This is a genomic window from Caulifigura coniformis, from assembly GCF_007745175.1.
GTDB classification, from domain to species: domain Bacteria; phylum Planctomycetota; class Planctomycetia; order Planctomycetales; family Planctomycetaceae; genus Caulifigura; species Caulifigura coniformis.
In genome coordinates this window covers 302,523-319,088 of sequence record NZ_CP036271.1, presented here as the reverse complement: position 1 = coordinate 319,088, position 16,566 = coordinate 302,523, and the positions used below count along the sequence as shown (strand labels likewise).

Sequence of the window (16,566 nt, the reverse complement as noted above, 5' to 3'; positions counted from 1 at the left end):
CCGCGTGCCAGAATAGCAGCCGCGGGCAGATCCAACGTCCCCCACCTCACGAGGCTCGGGAACCATGCGAAGCGGGCTATTGACCGGAGCGGTTCTGACGTGTCTCACGGTCACGGCCTCCGCGGGGGACAAGTGGGAGTACCTGCAGGACCGCTCTCCCGCACAATTCCAGCAGGACTTCAATCGCCTCACTGGCGACGACTACCGACCTGTCACCCTGCAGTTTTCAACGTTCGATTCGGCCCCGCTCTACAACGCGCTCTTCGTGCAGGACTTCGGGCCGTTCGCGTGGCACATGCGCTCCGGCATCGGTCTCGAGGAATGCGACAGGCTCCTCGCCTCGGAACCGAAGAAGGGGTTTCGGCCGATCACCCTCGGGGCCTGCCTGGAAGGGGGGAAGCCGTCGCTGGGGATCGTGTTCGTCCGCGACGGCGGTCGTCGCCCCTGGGAGGTCAAACTGCGGTTGACGCCTGCAGGGTTCAGAACGGAATCCGCGGCCATGGCCAAACGCGGCTTTCGCCCGGAAGCGGTGGCCGCTTATCCGGGGCAGTCCGGTGTCCGATTGGCGGCTCTGTTTGTTGAAGCTGCCGGCCAGGCGCACGAAACCAAATTCGACCTGACCGAACTCGACGCCAAGGCCTTCTCTGACAAAGCCTGGGCCGACAACCGCCAGCGCGTCATCGCGCTCACAGCCTATCCCGCGGGCAAGCGGACCCGTTTTGCCTTGGTCACCGCGGCCGACGGCGCCGATGGCGACGTTGTCTTCGGGCTGTCGCGGGCAGAACTGGCCCGCGAACTCGAACGGCGTCGCGGCGGCACGCTCGGCGTTCGCACCGTCGTCCCTTATCAGGTCGACGGCCAGATGCGCGTCGCCGCCGTCTTCGAGGCCCCGCCGCTGGAACTCCCGGTCACGGGCGACTCCGAGCCGGAGCTGACCGTCTTCGACGCCGCCCTGCAGGGCTACATGGGGGAAAAACGCCTGCGCGGCGCGACGCTCGCCGTCAGCCGCAACGGCCGGCTGCTTCTCTCACGCGGCTACGGATACGTCGACGCTGAAGAACGGACTGCGATGCCGCCGGACGCCATGATGCGGCTCGCCAGCAATGCGAAGCCGCTCACGGCGATGCTCATCCAGAAGCTGGCCCGCGATGGCAAGCTGCCGCTCAACACCCGCGTCCGCGAGTTTCTCGACATCAGGCCACCAACTGGCCGCAAGCTCGATGACCGCTGGAACGACGTCACCGTCGAGATGCTTCTCAAGCATCGCGGTGGATGGGACCGCAAGGTGGCGATCGACGGCCATCCCGACGGGCTCGACCCGATGTTCGAACACGTCCTGATCGCCAAAGAACTGCATCGATCTCCCCCTCTGAAGCCCCGGGACTTCATCGACTTCATGGCCGGCCAGCCGTTGCAGTTCCAGCCGGGCGAGAAGTACGCCTATTCCAACTTTGGCTACTGCCTGCTGGGCCGCGTTGCAGAACAAGTGACCGGCCAGACCTATGTCGACGCCCTGCAGAAGGAGATCCTCAAGCCGCTGGGCGCGACCGACATCGAGCTTGCCCGTTCACGTCCTGACGACCGCAATCCGCGCGAACCGGTCTACCGCGATCCGGGGGAGTCACCAAATGCCCTCACGGCCGCCGGCGAGTCCGTCCGGGCGGCCGACGGTTCTTACATCGCCGAAGCGCTGGATTCGCATGGAGGTCTCATCGCCAGCGCGCCCCATCTCCTGAAAGTGCTGGATGCGTACTGGATCGACGGGCCCCCTCGCCGGCCGGGTGAACGCCGCGAATACCGGCATCTCGGATCGCTCCCCGGGAACTTCTCGGTGATGATCCAGAGGCAGGACGGCGTGAACATCGTCTGCAATTTCAACCAGCGGACCGATCCGGCCGTCAAAGGGGACGAAGGGATCGTCAAGCTCCTGAACGACGTCGCCGACTCCATCCGCGACTGGCCGCCGCCGTAGAAGACTCGCAGGCGTCGCAGCCATCACCACTGGCGTCATCCGGCTCCCTGCTCCGAAAAACATCAAACCAGATACAAACCGCATTGCTTCACACACTTACCGCACCGGACCCCGGGCCCCGGGAAACGACCTGAGGTGACGACCCGCTGCTTGCCCCCCCTCGAATCGTGTGCGAGACTCGCTTGTCTCCTGCTGTCGGTGGGCCGGCTCGTTGTTTCGGCCCGAAACCGTCGCCTCACATGCGTCTGGCGTGAGCTCCATGACTGCTCTCCTCCGCTTCCCATCCCTCGCGATCGCCGCCGTTGTCGCCCTCTCGATTTTTTCGGCGACGGCCAGCGCGCAGGGTCTGCTCGTCAAGCTGCCGGCCGAAGATGGCGTCGGCGTCCGCTATGAAGGGACGTACAAGCAGCTTGTGAAGCGACCGAACTCCGTGCAGGGGGACAGCACCATCGAGTGGCGGCGGCAGCTGAAGATCAGCTCCGTCGGCAAGGAGGAAGCGGAGTTCCAGGGAAAGACACAGCCCTGCCGCTGGCTCGAATTCAAGGTGCAGACCGGCCATGCGAAGGAAGGCGATATCGACGCCGGCCCCGGCTCCGTCCGCATTTACAAGGTACTCGTCGCTGAAAGCGTGATCCGTGATACGGTCAACGAGCCAATCGCTGAAGGCCGCGAGATCTACACCTCGTTCCTTCCGATCGTGAAAGGTTTCCGGAAGTTCGGAGATGAAACGGCGCAGCCGATCGACCCGCCCGTCCTTTCGATCTTCCCGGCAATTGCCCAGATCCAGTTTTACCGAAACCTCGCCGCTGGCGGCGAACCGGCTGATCTGCAGCTGCCCATCGGGAACACGCCGGCGAACCTGTTCAAAGGGTCGCTGACCACTGAATCGCCGACCCGGCGGTCGACGAATTCGGCGGAGATCTACCGCAGCGAGAACATCCCCTTCGGCATTGCGAAGTGGACCGCCAAGACGACCACGGAGGAGAAGCCGGGCACCGCTCCCCGCAGCGAATTCACGGTGACGAATGAGATCGTCGAAGAGATGTCGGCGTTCGAACTGCTGAGCGGAGCCGAATCCGAACTCATCACGCCTTAAGACAGAATCATATTCCGGGAGCGGGCGCTGTCAGAAGCCCGGCTGGATCAGTAGATCCAGAGCGTGATGTACCAGTTCAGGAAGTGGCCCAGCGGCGGAAACCAGCCGGCCAGCTGCTCCAGGGGACGGTACAGGATCAGGTAGATCGGTGAGCCGACGCCGACTTTCGCGGCGTACCACTTCCAGTACAGCGGCCCGATCGACAGGACGTACACAGACAGGAAGATCGCCAGCGCGAGCAATTGCCGCCAAAGCGGCCGGCGACGGCTTTGCGTCGCATTCTGGTCGTCGCGAGCCGACAGCATCCGTTGAGCATCCTCGGCGCGCATCGGTTCCGTCGAGGCGGGAAGTCGATCGGGGCTGGAACGGTGGACGTGCATGATTCGGTCGTGGCTCACGATGCCTTCATCGTGGCCGCGATAGCCTCCTGAAAATCCGTCCTTGGATTGTAGGCCAGTTCGCGCTTCGCCTTGTCGATGCAGAAGTCGAGATTGAGCCCCAGAAACTTGATCCGGGCCTGCGACAGGATCGGCGCTTCCGTCTTCCCCCGCCACCGCCAGACCGTTTCCAGGACCTTCGCGATCGCCTTCGCCACGCGGATTCGCACCCCCCTCTGCGGCCGGGGAATGCCCGCGAGGTCGCAGATCGTGCCGACGAATTCTTCCTTCGTCACCAGCCGGCCATCGGTGATGTTGAACACGTCGCCCACCAGGTCATCGCGGTTCAGGGCGAGGAAGATGGCGTCGACGAGGTTGTCGACGAAGGTGTTGTTCATCAACTGGGTTTTCTCGCCGAGGTAGCGGAACTGTCCCGCCCGCAGTCGTTCCAGGAGCCGCGGCAGCACTGAGCGATCGCCCGGCCCGTAGATGAACCCGGGGCGCAGGATGATCGCCGGAAGCCGCCCGTTCCGTGCGCGGTCGCGTACCAGTTGCTCGGCCTCGACTTTCGATCGCGTGTAGCCGTCGATCCCCGCCGCGCTGATTGGCATCGACTCGTCGCTGCCATAGTGGTCGCGGGCGGGATAGACCCCCAGCGAGCTGATGTGGACAAACCGCTTGATCGCCCCGTTCTTCGTGACGACCTCGATCAGCGATTCGAGTCCGCCGACGTTGACAGCCACATATTCTTCCGTGGGCCCCCAGTCTCCGACTTTGGCAGCGCAGTGGACGACATGCGTGACGCCGGGCGCGCAGCGTGCGAGGGCGTTGCGATCGGTCAGCTCCCCTTCAACGACGTCGACCCCGCGGGACCGCAGCGATTCGGCCCGGACCTGATCGCGGACCAGCGCGCGGACGCGCAGGCCTTCCGCCTGGGCCCGCGCGACGACGTGGCTGCCCACGAGACCCGTCGCCCCCGTCACGAGAATCAGCGAATCGGACGACAGGGTCATCGAGGAATCCATTCGCAACGTCGTTAGTGCCGCGGTCCGGCTGGTCTACTGAGCACGCGGTCCGAAGTCGCCGGGTGCAATGTCATGCCTCAAAACTCAGGCGTGGCACTGGCTCCGCCAGTGCAATCGAAGTGGTGATGTCCATCTCAGATGCACTGGCAGAGCCAGTGCCACCCAAGTCATTTTTCAGGTTGGACCACCCCCTAGTACCGGGCCAGGTCTCCCGAGGCCGGCTTCAGGCTGAGGGCCCCGGTCCAGGCGGTCGCTGAACCGACCATCATGCGGATGTCGCTGCCGAGCGCCAGGAACTGCCAGCCTTCGGCAATCCGCTTCTGGACCGCTTCCACTGACTGCGTATGCAGTCCGACGGGAGTGCCGGTTTTCTTGCCGGCCGCGAGGATCCGCTGGAGCATCGCCTCGAACGCTTCGGGAGTCGGGTCGAGTCCGTCCGGGCCGCGCATCTGTGCCGTCAGGTCGTTTGGGCCCACGAAAATCGCGTCGACGCCTGGCAGGCTGTAGATCGCTTCGGCGTTTTCGACGCCGCGCGGCGATTCCGTCTGCAGGATGACGAGGATCTCGTCATTGGCCCGCTTGAAGTAGTCGCCTGCGCTCGCCCCCCAGTTGAGGGCGTGCAGCGAACCACCGATCGACCGCGTGCCGGTCGGCGGATACTTGCAGGCGGCGATGATCGACTTGGCCTGCTCGACGGTATCCACCATCGGCGCGATGATCCCCCACGCACCGGCGTCGAGGGCGCGCTTGATGTTCTCATGCCGCCCTTCCGGCACGCGGCACAACGGCACGCAGCCGGCGTCGGCGATCGCTCCGAACATCGCCGCGGCGTCGTTCCAGCTGATCGGCGCGTGTTCCATGTCGACCGTCAGCCATGGAAAGCCTGTCCGCGCGAGCATCCGCGTCGCCGTCAGATTGCCCAGCGACAGCCACGTTCCGACCTGGGGTTTGCCGGCTTTCAGCGCGGCCTTTACGGGATTCGTCTTCATGGGGTCAGAGAATAGCGGATCGCCAGCGGCCCCGCGCCCGAATGCGTCGACCGATTTCCACGCGGATGTTCCACAGTGCGAACTCATGGGTTTGGTGATACGATTCTGGCCTGCGAGCCAGCGTTTTCTGTCACCAACACGTTTGGAGGGCGCGGCGATGGATCCGATGACGCTGATTATTCAGCTGATCTCTGGCGCGGTGGGGGGCAACCTGGCCGGGCTGATCGCCAAGGCCAAAAACCTGGGGCCGCTTCTGAATACGATTCTGGGAGCCGCAGGCGGGGCCGGCGGCGGGCAGATCCTGACGCAGATCTTCAAGGACGGCATTCCCGGCGGGCAGGCCGGGAATGCGGGGCTCTCGGCATTGCTGGGGGCGGTGCTCCCGTTGATCGCCGGTTTCATGAAGAACAAGAAGCTTCCGACCTAGCCAGAACTGATGGTCAACTTCTGAGTCCGGAGGTGGTTTCTCCCGGTTCGAGGGAGCGGATCACCCGGCAGGGATTCCCGGCCGCGAAGACGTCGTCCGGGATGTCCCTGGTAACGATGCTTCCGGCCCCGATGACCGTCCGTGAGCCGATTGTCACTCCGGGGTTAATGATGGCGCCGCCGCCGACCCAGACGTCGCTCCCGATCGTGATCGGCCGGCCCGACTCCTGGGTGCGCCGGAGCGTGGCGTCGAGGGGGTGGGTGGCGGTGTAGATCTGCACGGCCGGTCCGAACAGGGTGAAGTCGCCGACGGTCACCTGGCAGACGTCGAGGACGATGCAGTTGAAGTTGAAGAAGCATTTTTTTCCGAGCCGGATGTTTCCGCCGTAGTCGCAGAAGAAAGGAGGCTGCAGCCAGACGGAGTCGCCTCCGGCTCCGAACAGATCCAAGAGGATTCTGCGGCGTTCGGCGTGCTGGGCCTCGCGGGTGGCGTTGAGGTCCTGGCAGAGGTCGCGGGCCCGGTCGCGGAGCGTGCACAGCTCGGGATCGAGCGGATCGTAGAGTTCGCCGGCGAGCATTTTGTCGCGTTCACTGCGCATGTTGTCGCTCCTTTGCACGATGGATCTGTCGCGGAGTCAACTCGGCGAATCTGCTCAAGCGGCGGCCGCGTGCAGGTCGATTTCACCGCGTCCTGCGCAAGTCCGCTACAGCAGTTTTCAGTGATTACCCTGATGTGACGTTTTGCGTCGCGCGAAGGTCGAGATTCGAAAAACCAGCGGTGGCAATCGCTCACGTGGGCGATATGATTCTCCGCATCGTCGGCGGACGAGCTCTCCCTCTTTCAGCATTCAGGTTTCCGCGCTTCAGGCAGCCCACGGACGGCGTCTCAGGTCGCGATCCTGTCAAAACGGTCGCTTACGCGAACGGAACCATGGCAGACCTCTTTCATGAGTGCGGCGTTGCCGCGATCTATCACCTTCCTGGTGAAACGAGTTCGCTCGCGCCGTTGCATGGGCGCAACGCCGTCTCGCGGCTGATTCCGAGGCTGCTGCTCGACATCCAGAACCGCGGCCAGCTCGCGGCGGGGATGACGTCGTTCCATCCCGATCGCAACCAGCTGATCGACACCCATAAAGACGTCGGCTCCGTCACCGAAGTCTTCAAGCTGAACCACCCGGCTCTCGCCGACGAGCTGATGGCGGAGTACGAAGGGGTCGCGGCGATCGGCCACGTCCGTTACGCGACGTGCGGAAAGGACGACCGCAGCTACGCCCAGCCGTTCGAACGGCACCATATCGAGAAGCGGAAGTGGTTCGCCTTCGGGTTCAACGGCCAGCTCGCCAACTACCGCGAGCTGCGGCAGGAAATCCTCTCGCAGGGGAACTTCCACCTCGCCCGCGAGACCGACACTGAAACGCTGATGCACCTCATCAGCCAGGAAATCTCGAACCAGCCGGAAGGGGTGAACCTCAAGCTGATGCTTGAGAACCTGGCGAAGAAGCTGGACGGGGCGTGGAACATCGTGTTCCTCAATTCTCTCGGCGACATGGTGGTCGCCCGCGACCCGCTGGGCATCCGCCCGCTGTGCTACGCGATCGAAGACAACCTGTTTGCCGCCGCCAGCGAAAGCGTGGCCCTCTCGAACCTCGGCTTCTCGCCCGAGTCGATCATCAGCCTGCTGCCGGGCCAGGCCGTCATCATCCAGAACGGCAAGCTGTCGGTGGTGCAGTTCGCCGAGTCGAAGAAGCAGGCTCACTGCTTTTTCGAATGGATCTACTTCGCCAACGTCTGCAGCACGCTGGATGACCGCAGCGTGTACCTGACGCGGAAGGCGCTGGGCGAAGAACTGGCCTCCCAGGAGCAGGTTCCGATCGACGAGACGACGATCGTCGTTCCGGTTCCGGACACGGCGAAGGCGGCGGCCGACTCGATGGCGTATGCCCTCGGCATTCCCTGCCTCGAAGGGTTGATCCGCAACCGCTATGTCGGACGAACCTTCATCGAAGGGACCAATCGGGCCGACAAGGCGAAGACGAAGTACACGCCGCTGCGGGAAGTGATGGAAGGTCGGCGGGTGTTCGTGGTGGAAGACACGATCGTCCGTTCGACGACGATGAAGACGCTCATCTCGCAGATCCGGAACCGCGGCGGCGCGCGGGAAGTGCATGTCCGGGTCGCGTGCCCGCCGATTTACGCTCCGTGCTTCTATGGCATCGACATGTCGAGCGTGGCGGAGCTGTTCGCCCCCAAGTACATGAACGAGCCGCGAATTACGGCCGAGATCGAAGCCCGCATGGCGGCTGACCTGGGGGCCGATTCGCTCCGCTACCTGCCGCTGGAATCGGTGGCCCGGGCGGTGGCGAAGCCGCCGGAAGCCCTCTGCCAGGCGTGTCTCAACGGCGAATATCCGACGGCCGCCGGCGAGAAGCTGTACCAGATTTCGCTGGAGCAGTGCTCGAGCGACCGGGCGGGGGCTCCGTCGAGAATCGTCGAGCTCAACGAACCGGTTCTCAGCACCCGGCTGTAAGCGAACGCCCGTCCGAGAACGAACACCTCCGCACCCCGGCCGCACCCGAGCGGCCGGGGTGCTTTGCGTCTGTCGTTCGGCTGGACGTTGGAAGGCGGGCCCGGCAACGTTCGCACTGGCTGCAAGCAGCGCAGTGGTATCCGGCGTCTGCAGCGGGCTCATGGACATCCGGGTTCCCCGGGATCCGGGCCACTCGAGCAAGACATCCGGCGCCGGGGTGCCGGGAGTTTTTCTTGCCTGTTCTCCCCCCTCCCCCGCTCAGGAGGACGGTGCGAGCGCAACCGGACACGTGGCTCGGGAAACCCGGCGTGCCGAGCGGGCGGTCGTGACGGACTGGCGGTGATGGCGTGCATAGACCCTCCATGACTCCGGGTGCGGTTGCGCGCCCCATGAGGGGAGGAGATCGATCGGGGATGTGGCGGCGGGGGCCTGTTCGGGGAGGCCGGGAACGGAGGCTGCTCTTTACAGTCGCCTTGGACGGCCCGGTATACTGCGGGTCGTCACACGCATACCGCGTGAACACGGGTCCGACAGGCGCTCTTCTGCTCGAAGGGGCTTTGCGATGCCGACTGTGTCCGATGTGGGGCCGCTCTGTGAACAGGCGCGGGCGCTGATGAAGCAGAAGAAGGTCTCGGAGGCCCGGAGTCTCTTCGAGCAGGCGATCGAGCTCGATCCCCGCAGCATTCCCGCCTTCGAGGGGGCGGCCGCGACGGCGTACGCCGAGAAGGATTTCGAGCGGGCGGCGGCCCACTACAAGCGGCTCACGCTCCTCGACCTTCGCCACGCCCAGCCGGCGGTGAACCTGGGGGCAGTGTGCAACCGGATGGGGGACTATGCGGGGGCTCTCAAGACGCTTCGCACAGCTGTTTCGAAGGACCGGAAGTGCGCGGCCGCGTATTACAACATGGGGATCGCCCACAAGGGGCTGAACCAGCTGAGCATGGCGGTCACCGCGTACAAGGAGGCAGTGCGGCTCGATCCGAAGATGGTGGACGCGAGCTTCAACCTGGCGAACCTGCTGCTGGAGATGGGAAGTTTCCAGCAGGCGGTGGTGTACTTCGAGAAGGCGCTGGAAGCCGATCCGGCGTTCGAGAAGGCGCGGCGGGGGCTGCAGCGGGCGCACGATGCGAAGGACGAATCGAAGAAGAACCAGAAGGCGTTCGGCCGGCTGGTGGATGAAGAGCTGACCGCGAAGAATCAGGAAGAAGTCGAATACCGGCTGCTGACGCCGAAGGAGCGATTCGACGATCGCACCGACCTGCATCAGCTGGCAAAGGAGACGGAGAACCTGGCGATCGCGACGCTGTCACAGCTGCATGATGAACTGACGCCGGCGCTACAGAAGATGCAGCACGCGGCCTCGGCCGGGGGGGAGACGCGAAACCTAGGCGCGGAGAGTGAAGCGCTGCGCGAGGCAGTGATGCACTTTCAATCGGTCGCGGCCGCGTTCAATGAGAAGCTGGCGGCGCTTCGCGAGCATGAGCGGCTGATGCGGGATTGAGGGGGGCGGGCGTTGGAAGTTGGGCTGGGCAACGCGTGACCGGGGCATCCTTCTCTTCGCTATGTCCAGCCACCGGCCGCCCGTGCCGGTTTGATTCCAGTCTCTGAACAGGTAATGCTGACGTGGGTCTCATCTCACTCTGCAATCACGCCAGAGGCATGGTTCATGTCGCGCTTCATCCAGACGGTCGGGCTCATTCTGATTCTGGCCGCTCAGGCGGCCGCCCAGAACATTCCGCCGTTGATGAAGCAGATCAACAACGGCAACTGGCTCGATCAGAAGGATGCCGAGTCGTTCCGCGATGAACTGTTCTACCAGCGGGCCTGTCAGGTCTACATGTCGATGCTGCCGGCGCTGAACGTTATCGGCATGAAGGACGGTTCGGAAAAGGAGTTCGGCGCGGGCTACAACGTGCTGCCCATCTGGAAGGACCGGATGGACAGCCGCTGCTGGGTGCCGACGCCCAACGCCGACGTCATCTACTCGATGAGCTATCTCGATCTGAAACAGGATGGCCCGCTGGTCGTCGCCGCGCCGCCGAACGTGATCGGGATGTTCACCGATTTCTTCCAGCGGACTCTCACCGATGTCGGAGCGATCGGCCCCGACCGCGCGCGGGGCGGGCTCTACCTGATCCTGCCGCCAAACTATGACGGGCCAAGACCGGCCGGCTACTTCACCGTCCAGTCCTCCACATACAACGTCTTCCTCTTCTTCCGCACGGTGATGGCGAAGGGAGACGGCAAGCCCGACCCGAAACCGGCCGTCGCCAACGCAGAGCAGACCCGGGTCTACCCGCTGTGGGCTCCGGAGAAGGACGTGAAGCCGATGCAGTTCCCCAATGCCAGCGGGAAGCGGCTGAACATGATGTATCCGGTCGACAACTCCTACTGGACGAAACTGAAGGAGTTCGTCGACTACGAACCGATCTCGGCCATCGACATGCGCGAGCGGGGCGCACTCGCGGCGATCGGCATCATCAAGGGCCAGCCTTTCAAGCCGACCGAGCGGGAGCAGGAGCTGCTGAAGAAAGCCGTCGAGAACACTCCAAAAATGCTGCTTGCTTTGCGCCAGCTCGGCCGCCCTGATGGCCGCCAGCTGTACTATAAAGACCGCCAGTACGAAAACGCCTGGTCCGGCGCCACGTCGGAGGATTTCCAGGAAAGCTATTTCGATGTGAACCTGCAGGCCGCCTACTACCAGTACGTCTATTCCTCGGCCCCGGCAATGGCCATGCGCACAATCAACGCCGGCTCGAAGTATCCCTTCACGACGCGCGACGCGAAGGGCGAGCACATGAACGGCTCGAACACCTACAAGCTGCACATGCCGCCGAATCCTCCGGCCGCGCTGTTCTGGGCCGTGACCGCCTACAACGTCACTGACGGCACCATGCCCGAGACGGATCAACTGATGCCGTCCACCAACGGCTACTACGACATCCCCAAGAACCCGGATGGCTCGATCGACATCTGGTTTGGCCCGAAGAAGCCGGACGGCGTCGCGGATGCAGCGTTCATCAAGACCGTGCCGAACCGCAATTTCCTCGTCGCCCTGCGCCTGTACGGCTCTGGCATCGAGTTCTACGACCAGACCTGGAAGCCGGATGACGTGGTCAAGGTGAAGTAGTCGATTTCGATTCGATCGGTCAGTTCTCGCATCATCTGGAACCGGCTCCCATCGGTTGCCGGGCTGTCGCCTCAATCGGGTTGCGCCGTGTTGCTTCGGAGCCGGATGTGGCGAAGGGGTTGCCTTCACGGACGGCTGTCCTCTGCAAACGGCCTCTTACCGCTCCGCGGGCCCGATTGTCAGCCATCGGGGCCGCCCACGGACGATGAAAGACGGGCTCGGCAATGTTCGCACTGGCTGCAAGCAGGCCAGGGGCACCCGGCGCCACCGGCCGCGAAGGGCTCACGAGGCGGGGGAGAGTCGGTTGAATGTGTGGAACGAAGAGAAACCGCCAGGACTCCAGGGCGCCAAGAGGTGTGCCATGTGGACTCTGACGTCGTCCTGGCTCGCGACCACGCCCTTGGCAGGGCGTGCCACACGGCCGGTTTGACGTGGCAGGCCTCGGCAACGCTCGCACTGGCTGCAAGCAGGCCAGTGGCACCCGAAGTGACTTCCAGGTGGAACCCAGAAGACGTCTGCCAGTGGCACCTGGCGCGACCAGCCTCCCCCATCCGCCCGAAAGAACACGCTCCGCCACCGGGGCTTGGCAAGCCGCCAGAATCGCCCCGGCCCGTTCCCGCGTCGAGCCCCGCTCCGCCCGACATCTCTCGTCGCCCTCGCCACACGTTGCCCATCTCACTCCCTCCGTGCGTCTCCGTGTCCCCCGTGCCTCCGTGGTCGACCTCGTCACCTTTCCATCAAACCCGCCGCAGCCGGGTGGGCGGTGGCCGGTGGCCGGACTGAGCGGAGCGAAGGAGCGAGCAGCTGGTTTTCGGAACCTTTTTGCCAGTCATTGCGTCGGAAGAATGTATCTCCGCTGGTCTCAAGCACGGAAATGGTGACTCCGCCATCGATGATCGCGAATCGCAATTCATCATCACTGTCCTTCGAGATGCCGAGAATCAGCGGACGCGAATTTGGTCCGTCGCCATCGATAACAAGACGCGGAATGGAAAGAGATCCGATGGATAGACTCGGAAACGCATCTTCTCGCGTTCGTTTCATGCCACCGTCCAGCCTTCCGGCTCCCAATTGCCTGGGCGTTCTCGGGCTCATCGTCGTCGTCGCACTGTCGAGTGCGGGCGCGAGGGGCGACGACCGACCGACACCCGAGGCGGTCGCAAAGGCCGTTCAGGAATCACGTGCGAAGTTCGTGCAGACTCAGCGCCCTGAGGAATATCGGAAAATCATTGAGTCGAAGCTGGATGATGCAAGGCAACGACGCATCCAGGCCAATCAGGAACCGCGACTTGCCACACGCAAGAGATTGATCGAGACCTCAAGGGACGAGATTGCAACTCTAGAAGCCGAACTGAAACGAGTGAAAGCCAGAAGGGGGCAGCGTGAGTCGTTGGGCCCGCACGTGAGTGGTTTGCCGATGCTGGTGAAGCGAGAAGCTCTGGAGCGGAAACAACCCTTGATGCCGTTGGACTGGTCGCGTCTTGCAGTTGGCCAGGTCGGTGAAGTGGGTATCTGCTCTTTCGGAAATCATGCGGGAGAGTCAATCCGCTGCCAGCGGAAGCTGGAGGCAGGGGCGTTTCTCGGTTGTCACTCCGTCCATGATGGTTTCGGATACGATCGCATCATCGAGTCGAAATCGGTTGTCTTCGTCGGTGTTGATAAATCAGACGATGGCGAGGAACTGCGTGAAAAGGAATGCTTTTCAATCACGTTCACTGCCGTCGTCACTGGGACCACGCAACTCGAGGTCCCCGCGGCCGGATTACAGACAGTGTTTGTTGTCGAGAAGTTTGATCCGGACATGCCCTTCCACTGAGAATCGCCCGTCCTGTTTGTTGTGAGTGGCAACTCCCATGAAATCCCACACCCGCCATCTCACCCTCGAACTCCCCGAGCGGATGGGGTTCCTGAACATCACGCCGCTGATCCAGGACGAACTGCGGGCGAGCGGCATCCGGGAGGGGTTGTGCCTTGTCAATGGTAAGCACGACGAGCTACTGCTGTAATTCCATCGACAACATGTCCCTTCAGAGTGAATTGCCACTGTTTCCTGCGGTGGTCTTGCTCACCTTCAACGGCAGTGATGTAGACGCCCATCGGACGGCCGTTGGCGAGCGTGCCGTCGAATGTGGACCGGACCAGCGAGCGACGGTCCTCCACCGACATGCGTTCCACGTCGAAGTTGGCCAACGTGATTTTGTGCATCATCCTTGACTCTGATGCGGTCGGATAACCGTCGTTGAACGACGCGGCGATCCGTTTGGCGGCATCACGCACGGCGTCTGCAGACGGCAGCGAACCGATGCTGGTGCAGAGGCGCTCCCGTTCCTCTTTGAGACGAGCCTCCCGGGATTTTAAGTCCCGTAGCTTTTCCTGGCCGTCGTGGTCACTGATGGCATCATTGACGACGAGATCCAGAACCTTGTCTCGTCCGGTGGCGATCTTCTTCAGGTCCTCGTCAATCTCGACAATCTGCTGCTGAACCTTGCGGACTTTGTCGAGGTTGGGGGTCGCCTCCTCAATGGCCTTCTCGACGGCAACCGGATTCCCAAATGTCCGGAACAGGCTCTCGACAACCGCCTTCTCCAGTTCGTCCGCACGCACCCACGGACGGGGGTCGTAGGCGCAGTTCAACGCACCGTCCTTGCGGGAGTGACGGTAGTAGCGGTGCCCGTTGTGATTCGTCTGACCGAACAGGGTGTAGCCGCACTGCTCACAGAAGACGAATCCACTCAGGAGGTAACGGTCGTTCGCCGCCTGATGCAGATACGTTTTGTTGGCAGAGGCTCGCTTCTTCAGGGCCTTGATTGTCTTCGCGTCCAACAGTTGCGGGATTTGGACGATGACCTTCTCGTGGATGTTGAACTCCGGCGCCGTGAACTCCATTTCCCATTCCGGACCGCACCGCTGCATCAACACCTTGTGCAAATTGGAGTGGTTCATGCCGTACTTCTTGGCAAGGTCTGCCATCGATGCCCCGTCCAGATATCGACGTGCCGCCTCGGCGATGACCTTCTGCTTCTCCTTATCAATGCCCCACTTCTCCGACTTCCGGTCAAACGTCCGGCCGTAGGGCAGTTTTCCGGTGGTCGGCAACCCCCTCTTGGCCCTGGCGATCCGGTTCTCGATGGACTTCTGGTTCTGAGTGCTGGCGTGCAGCTGACCAATCTCGGCCGTCATGCCGAGGAAGAATTGGTGAGTGGGATTGAACAGGTCGTACTCGAACTTGCCGACGAAGAACCGGACCCGGTGCTTCTTGAGAACCTGCAGACCCTCCTTGGACTTCACGTTGTCTCGGGACCACCTGTCCGCGTGCGCGACGATCACCGCGTCGAACCTGCCCTTGGTGGCGTCGAGGATGAGACGGTCCAGTTCCTTCTTCTCGAAGCCCGGTGTGGCGTGTTCCTGTCCGCCGTACCACCCGGCAACCGTCCCGCCCATGTCTTTGACGTTGCGTTCCGCGTCAGCCCTCTGGGTCCGTAGAGACTCTCCCAGCTTCTCTTGCTTTTCAGTTGATACGCGAATCAGCGCCCCGAATCTGAGCTTCGCCACGTCCCACTCCTTGCCCACTGCTGTCGTCACGGTTGTATCAGGGGGCGGCGGCAGCGTCTCCGGCAGAGTGGGATGACCGGAGACGCTGCGGTTCGGGGCATGAATCCGAACCTGCCGTTCCCTATGGACCCAAATGGTCACGTAGCCACCGGGTTGATCACAACGAAACGGACCGGGGAGAGGCACGTGTTACTTCACCACGACACGCGTCAACCACCGAACCGCGTGTCGTCTTTTCTCCCCGGTCCGCTGCCGGATCACTTCCGATGCAGGAGAGGTTGGAACAGGGCCTCCAATTGCTTCATCATCATCTGTTCGGCACGCATCGCCTCTGATGCAAGTTCTTCAAAGGACACGTCGTCTTCCCCGAACGGGTTCGGACCGATGTCCAAGTCCGAGAAGTCCAGCGGGGGTGGGACCGGTGGCTTCTTACGCGGCGACATGATCGTTGAGCTAGATCGGGGCACCACCCGAGCCGAAGTAGTACGCGACGATCTCGTCTTCCTCCGCGGCTTCTTCGCTCTGGGCATCGTCGGTCTCCGGCTCATACACGTCGTTCAGGAATGGGAAGATTTCCGCAAGGTGGTCGAACTGATCCAGTTCCCGGTTCTCCGAGTTCCGCAGCAACCCGCAACCGGCGTCGACTGAACATGCCCCAACCTGGCCGGGAAGGAGGGCGAGGTGATCCGGGAGATGCGTTCTGGCGACGGCCGTGTACGCAACGCCGTTGAAGATTCCCCGCTCCGGCGAGTTGGACGTGAACAGGCCCGTGCTCACCTCAATGGGCCCCTCACCCTTGTTGAGTTGGACGAAGAGGTCGTAGTCGACGATCTGCAGTCGTTCCACATCCAGCCACGCATCAGCGACCAGCCGATTCCCGATCATCCGGGCACCGAAGCAGAATCCGACGCGGCGGTTGGTGAACACCTCCGGAGACATTGCGGAAACTCCCACCCCATTCACAACGGGGTGGTAGAGCACAATCGGGATTCCGTTCCAGCGTGGTGCCGACCGCTGCAGCTCATCTGCAGGGTAGTAGAGGGGACCACCAGAACCGTTATGAATGCCCTCAACGAGAAGAGTGCATTCCGTAACGAAGTGCGGGCGGTTCTCCAGTTGCTTCGTGATGACCCGGCTCATTTGAAGGACATCACCGGAACGGGCAGTGGAGCGAACTGAGGGGCTGCAGCGTTGCGGGTGGGCTGGTGACCACCGCAACCACACCCCGTTTCCCGCGAGTCGCTGGGGGCGTCCTCGCGTTCGAAGTTCATGACAGGTAAGGGAAGTGGTTCCAGCGTGCCCGCGTTGGACACGGGGGGCGTCTGGTTGTGCACATAGGCCCCGAAGTTCCGCAGTGCCGTCTGTGCGTAGTTCGGATTCTGGGCCTGCATGATGTAATCCGGCACGAAGGCCTCGTTTGACCTGGGCTGCTCGGCGTTGTGGACCATCTGGAACGTGGACATCGAAAGGAC

The 16,566-nt window shown here is 62.9% G+C and carries 16 protein-coding genes; 8 read left to right on the top strand and 8 right to left on the bottom strand.

Annotated elements, in window-relative coordinates; all coding sequences use genetic code 11:
• Positions 1-64 precede the first annotated feature (64 nt).
• Together Pan44_RS01320 and Pan44_RS01315 are read left to right on the top strand one after the other, a co-directional pair.
• Complete coding sequence (locus Pan44_RS01320) at positions 65-1,972, top strand: serine hydrolase (RefSeq protein ID WP_145026529.1); 1,908 nt, start codon at positions 65-67, stop codon at positions 1,970-1,972.
• A 259-nt stretch (positions 1,973-2,231) separates the two neighbouring features.
• Positions 2,232-3,068: a hypothetical protein gene (locus tag Pan44_RS01315; RefSeq protein ID WP_145026527.1), complete on the top strand. Its 837-nt coding sequence runs from the start codon at positions 2,232-2,234 to the stop codon at positions 3,066-3,068.
• Between the two features lie 47 nt (positions 3,069-3,115).
• On the opposite strand, the gene Pan44_RS01310 is transcribed toward Pan44_RS01315, so the two are convergent.
• The 3 genes from Pan44_RS01310 to Pan44_RS01300 all read right to left on the bottom strand — a co-directional run bounded on the left by Pan44_RS01310 (position 3,116) and on the right by Pan44_RS01300 (position 5,459).
• Positions 3,116-3,466: a hypothetical protein gene (locus tag Pan44_RS01310; protein ID WP_145026525.1), complete on the bottom strand. Its 351-nt coding sequence runs from the start codon at positions 3,464-3,466 to the stop codon at positions 3,116-3,118.
• Positions 3,463-4,458: an NAD-dependent epimerase/dehydratase family protein gene (locus Pan44_RS01305; RefSeq protein ID WP_145026523.1), complete on the bottom strand. Its 996-nt coding sequence runs from the start codon at positions 4,456-4,458 to the stop codon at positions 3,463-3,465. The genes Pan44_RS01310 and Pan44_RS01305 overlap by 4 nt, the downstream gene beginning before the upstream one ends.
• Positions 4,459-4,661: 203 nt before the next feature.
• A complete protein-coding gene (locus Pan44_RS01300; RefSeq protein WP_145026521.1) occupies positions 4,662-5,459 on the bottom strand; it encodes an HpcH/HpaI aldolase family protein in 798 nt (265 codons plus the stop codon).
• 157 nt (positions 5,460-5,616) lie between these two features.
• Between Pan44_RS01300 and Pan44_RS01295 the strand changes: the two genes are divergently transcribed.
• A complete protein-coding gene (locus Pan44_RS01295; RefSeq protein ID WP_145026519.1) occupies positions 5,617-5,886 on the top strand; it encodes a hypothetical protein in 270 nt (89 codons plus the stop codon).
• A 13-nt stretch (positions 5,887-5,899) separates the two neighbouring features.
• Here the strand turns inward: Pan44_RS01295 and Pan44_RS01290 are convergent, their stop codons facing one another.
• Entirely contained in the window at positions 5,900-6,484 is a 585-nt protein-coding gene (locus tag Pan44_RS01290; protein ID WP_145026517.1) for a sugar O-acetyltransferase, read from the bottom strand.
• Between the two features lie 332 nt (positions 6,485-6,816).
• Between Pan44_RS01290 and Pan44_RS01285 the strand changes: the two genes are divergently transcribed.
• The 3 genes from Pan44_RS01285 (at position 6,817) to Pan44_RS01275 (ending at position 11,542) form a co-directional block, all read left to right on the top strand.
• Positions 6,817-8,412 (top strand): amidophosphoribosyltransferase, encoded by a 1,596-nt coding sequence (locus Pan44_RS01285; RefSeq protein WP_145026515.1) that lies wholly within the window; start codon positions 6,817-6,819, stop codon positions 8,410-8,412.
• 562 nt (positions 8,413-8,974) lie between these two features.
• Positions 8,975-9,913, top strand: a complete 939-nt coding sequence (locus Pan44_RS01280) for a tetratricopeptide repeat protein (RefSeq protein ID WP_145026513.1) — start codon at positions 8,975-8,977, stop codon at positions 9,911-9,913.
• Between the two features lie 165 nt (positions 9,914-10,078).
• On the top strand, positions 10,079-11,542 hold the full coding sequence (locus Pan44_RS01275) for a DUF1254 domain-containing protein (RefSeq protein WP_145026511.1): 1,464 nt from the start codon (positions 10,079-10,081) through the stop codon (positions 11,540-11,542).
• A gap of 726 nt (positions 11,543-12,268) precedes the next feature.
• Here Pan44_RS01275 and Pan44_RS01270 read toward each other — a convergent pair.
• Positions 12,269-12,586, bottom strand: a complete 318-nt coding sequence (locus Pan44_RS01270; protein WP_145026509.1) for a hypothetical protein — start codon at positions 12,584-12,586, stop codon at positions 12,269-12,271.
• Positions 12,587-12,734: 148 nt separating this feature from the next.
• Here Pan44_RS01270 and Pan44_RS01265 point away from each other — a divergent pair, with 148 nt between their 5' ends.
• Together Pan44_RS01265 and Pan44_RS27200 are read left to right on the top strand one after the other, a co-directional pair.
• On the top strand, positions 12,735-13,358 hold the full coding sequence (locus tag Pan44_RS01265; protein WP_145026507.1) for a hypothetical protein: 624 nt from the start codon (positions 12,735-12,737) through the stop codon (positions 13,356-13,358).
• Positions 13,359-13,395: 37 nt separating this feature from the next.
• On the top strand, positions 13,396-13,548 hold the full coding sequence (locus Pan44_RS27200) for a YjbQ family protein (protein WP_197453745.1): 153 nt from the start codon (positions 13,396-13,398) through the stop codon (positions 13,546-13,548).
• Here the strand turns inward: Pan44_RS27200 and Pan44_RS01260 are convergent.
• From Pan44_RS01260 to Pan44_RS01250, 3 genes are all read right to left on the bottom strand, one after another.
• Positions 13,517-15,124: a recombinase family protein gene (locus tag Pan44_RS01260; RefSeq protein WP_197453744.1), complete on the bottom strand. Its 1,608-nt coding sequence runs from the start codon at positions 15,122-15,124 to the stop codon at positions 13,517-13,519. The genes Pan44_RS27200 and Pan44_RS01260 overlap by 32 nt on opposite strands.
• Positions 15,125-15,547: 423 nt before the next feature.
• Positions 15,548-16,234 (bottom strand): hypothetical protein, encoded by a 687-nt coding sequence (locus tag Pan44_RS01255; RefSeq protein ID WP_145026503.1) that lies wholly within the window; start codon positions 16,232-16,234, stop codon positions 15,548-15,550.
• On the bottom strand, positions 16,231-16,557 hold the full coding sequence (locus Pan44_RS01250; RefSeq protein ID WP_145026501.1) for a hypothetical protein: 327 nt from the start codon (positions 16,555-16,557) through the stop codon (positions 16,231-16,233). The genes Pan44_RS01255 and Pan44_RS01250 overlap by 4 nt, the downstream gene beginning before the upstream one ends.
• Between the last annotated feature and the right edge of the window lie 9 nt (positions 16,558-16,566).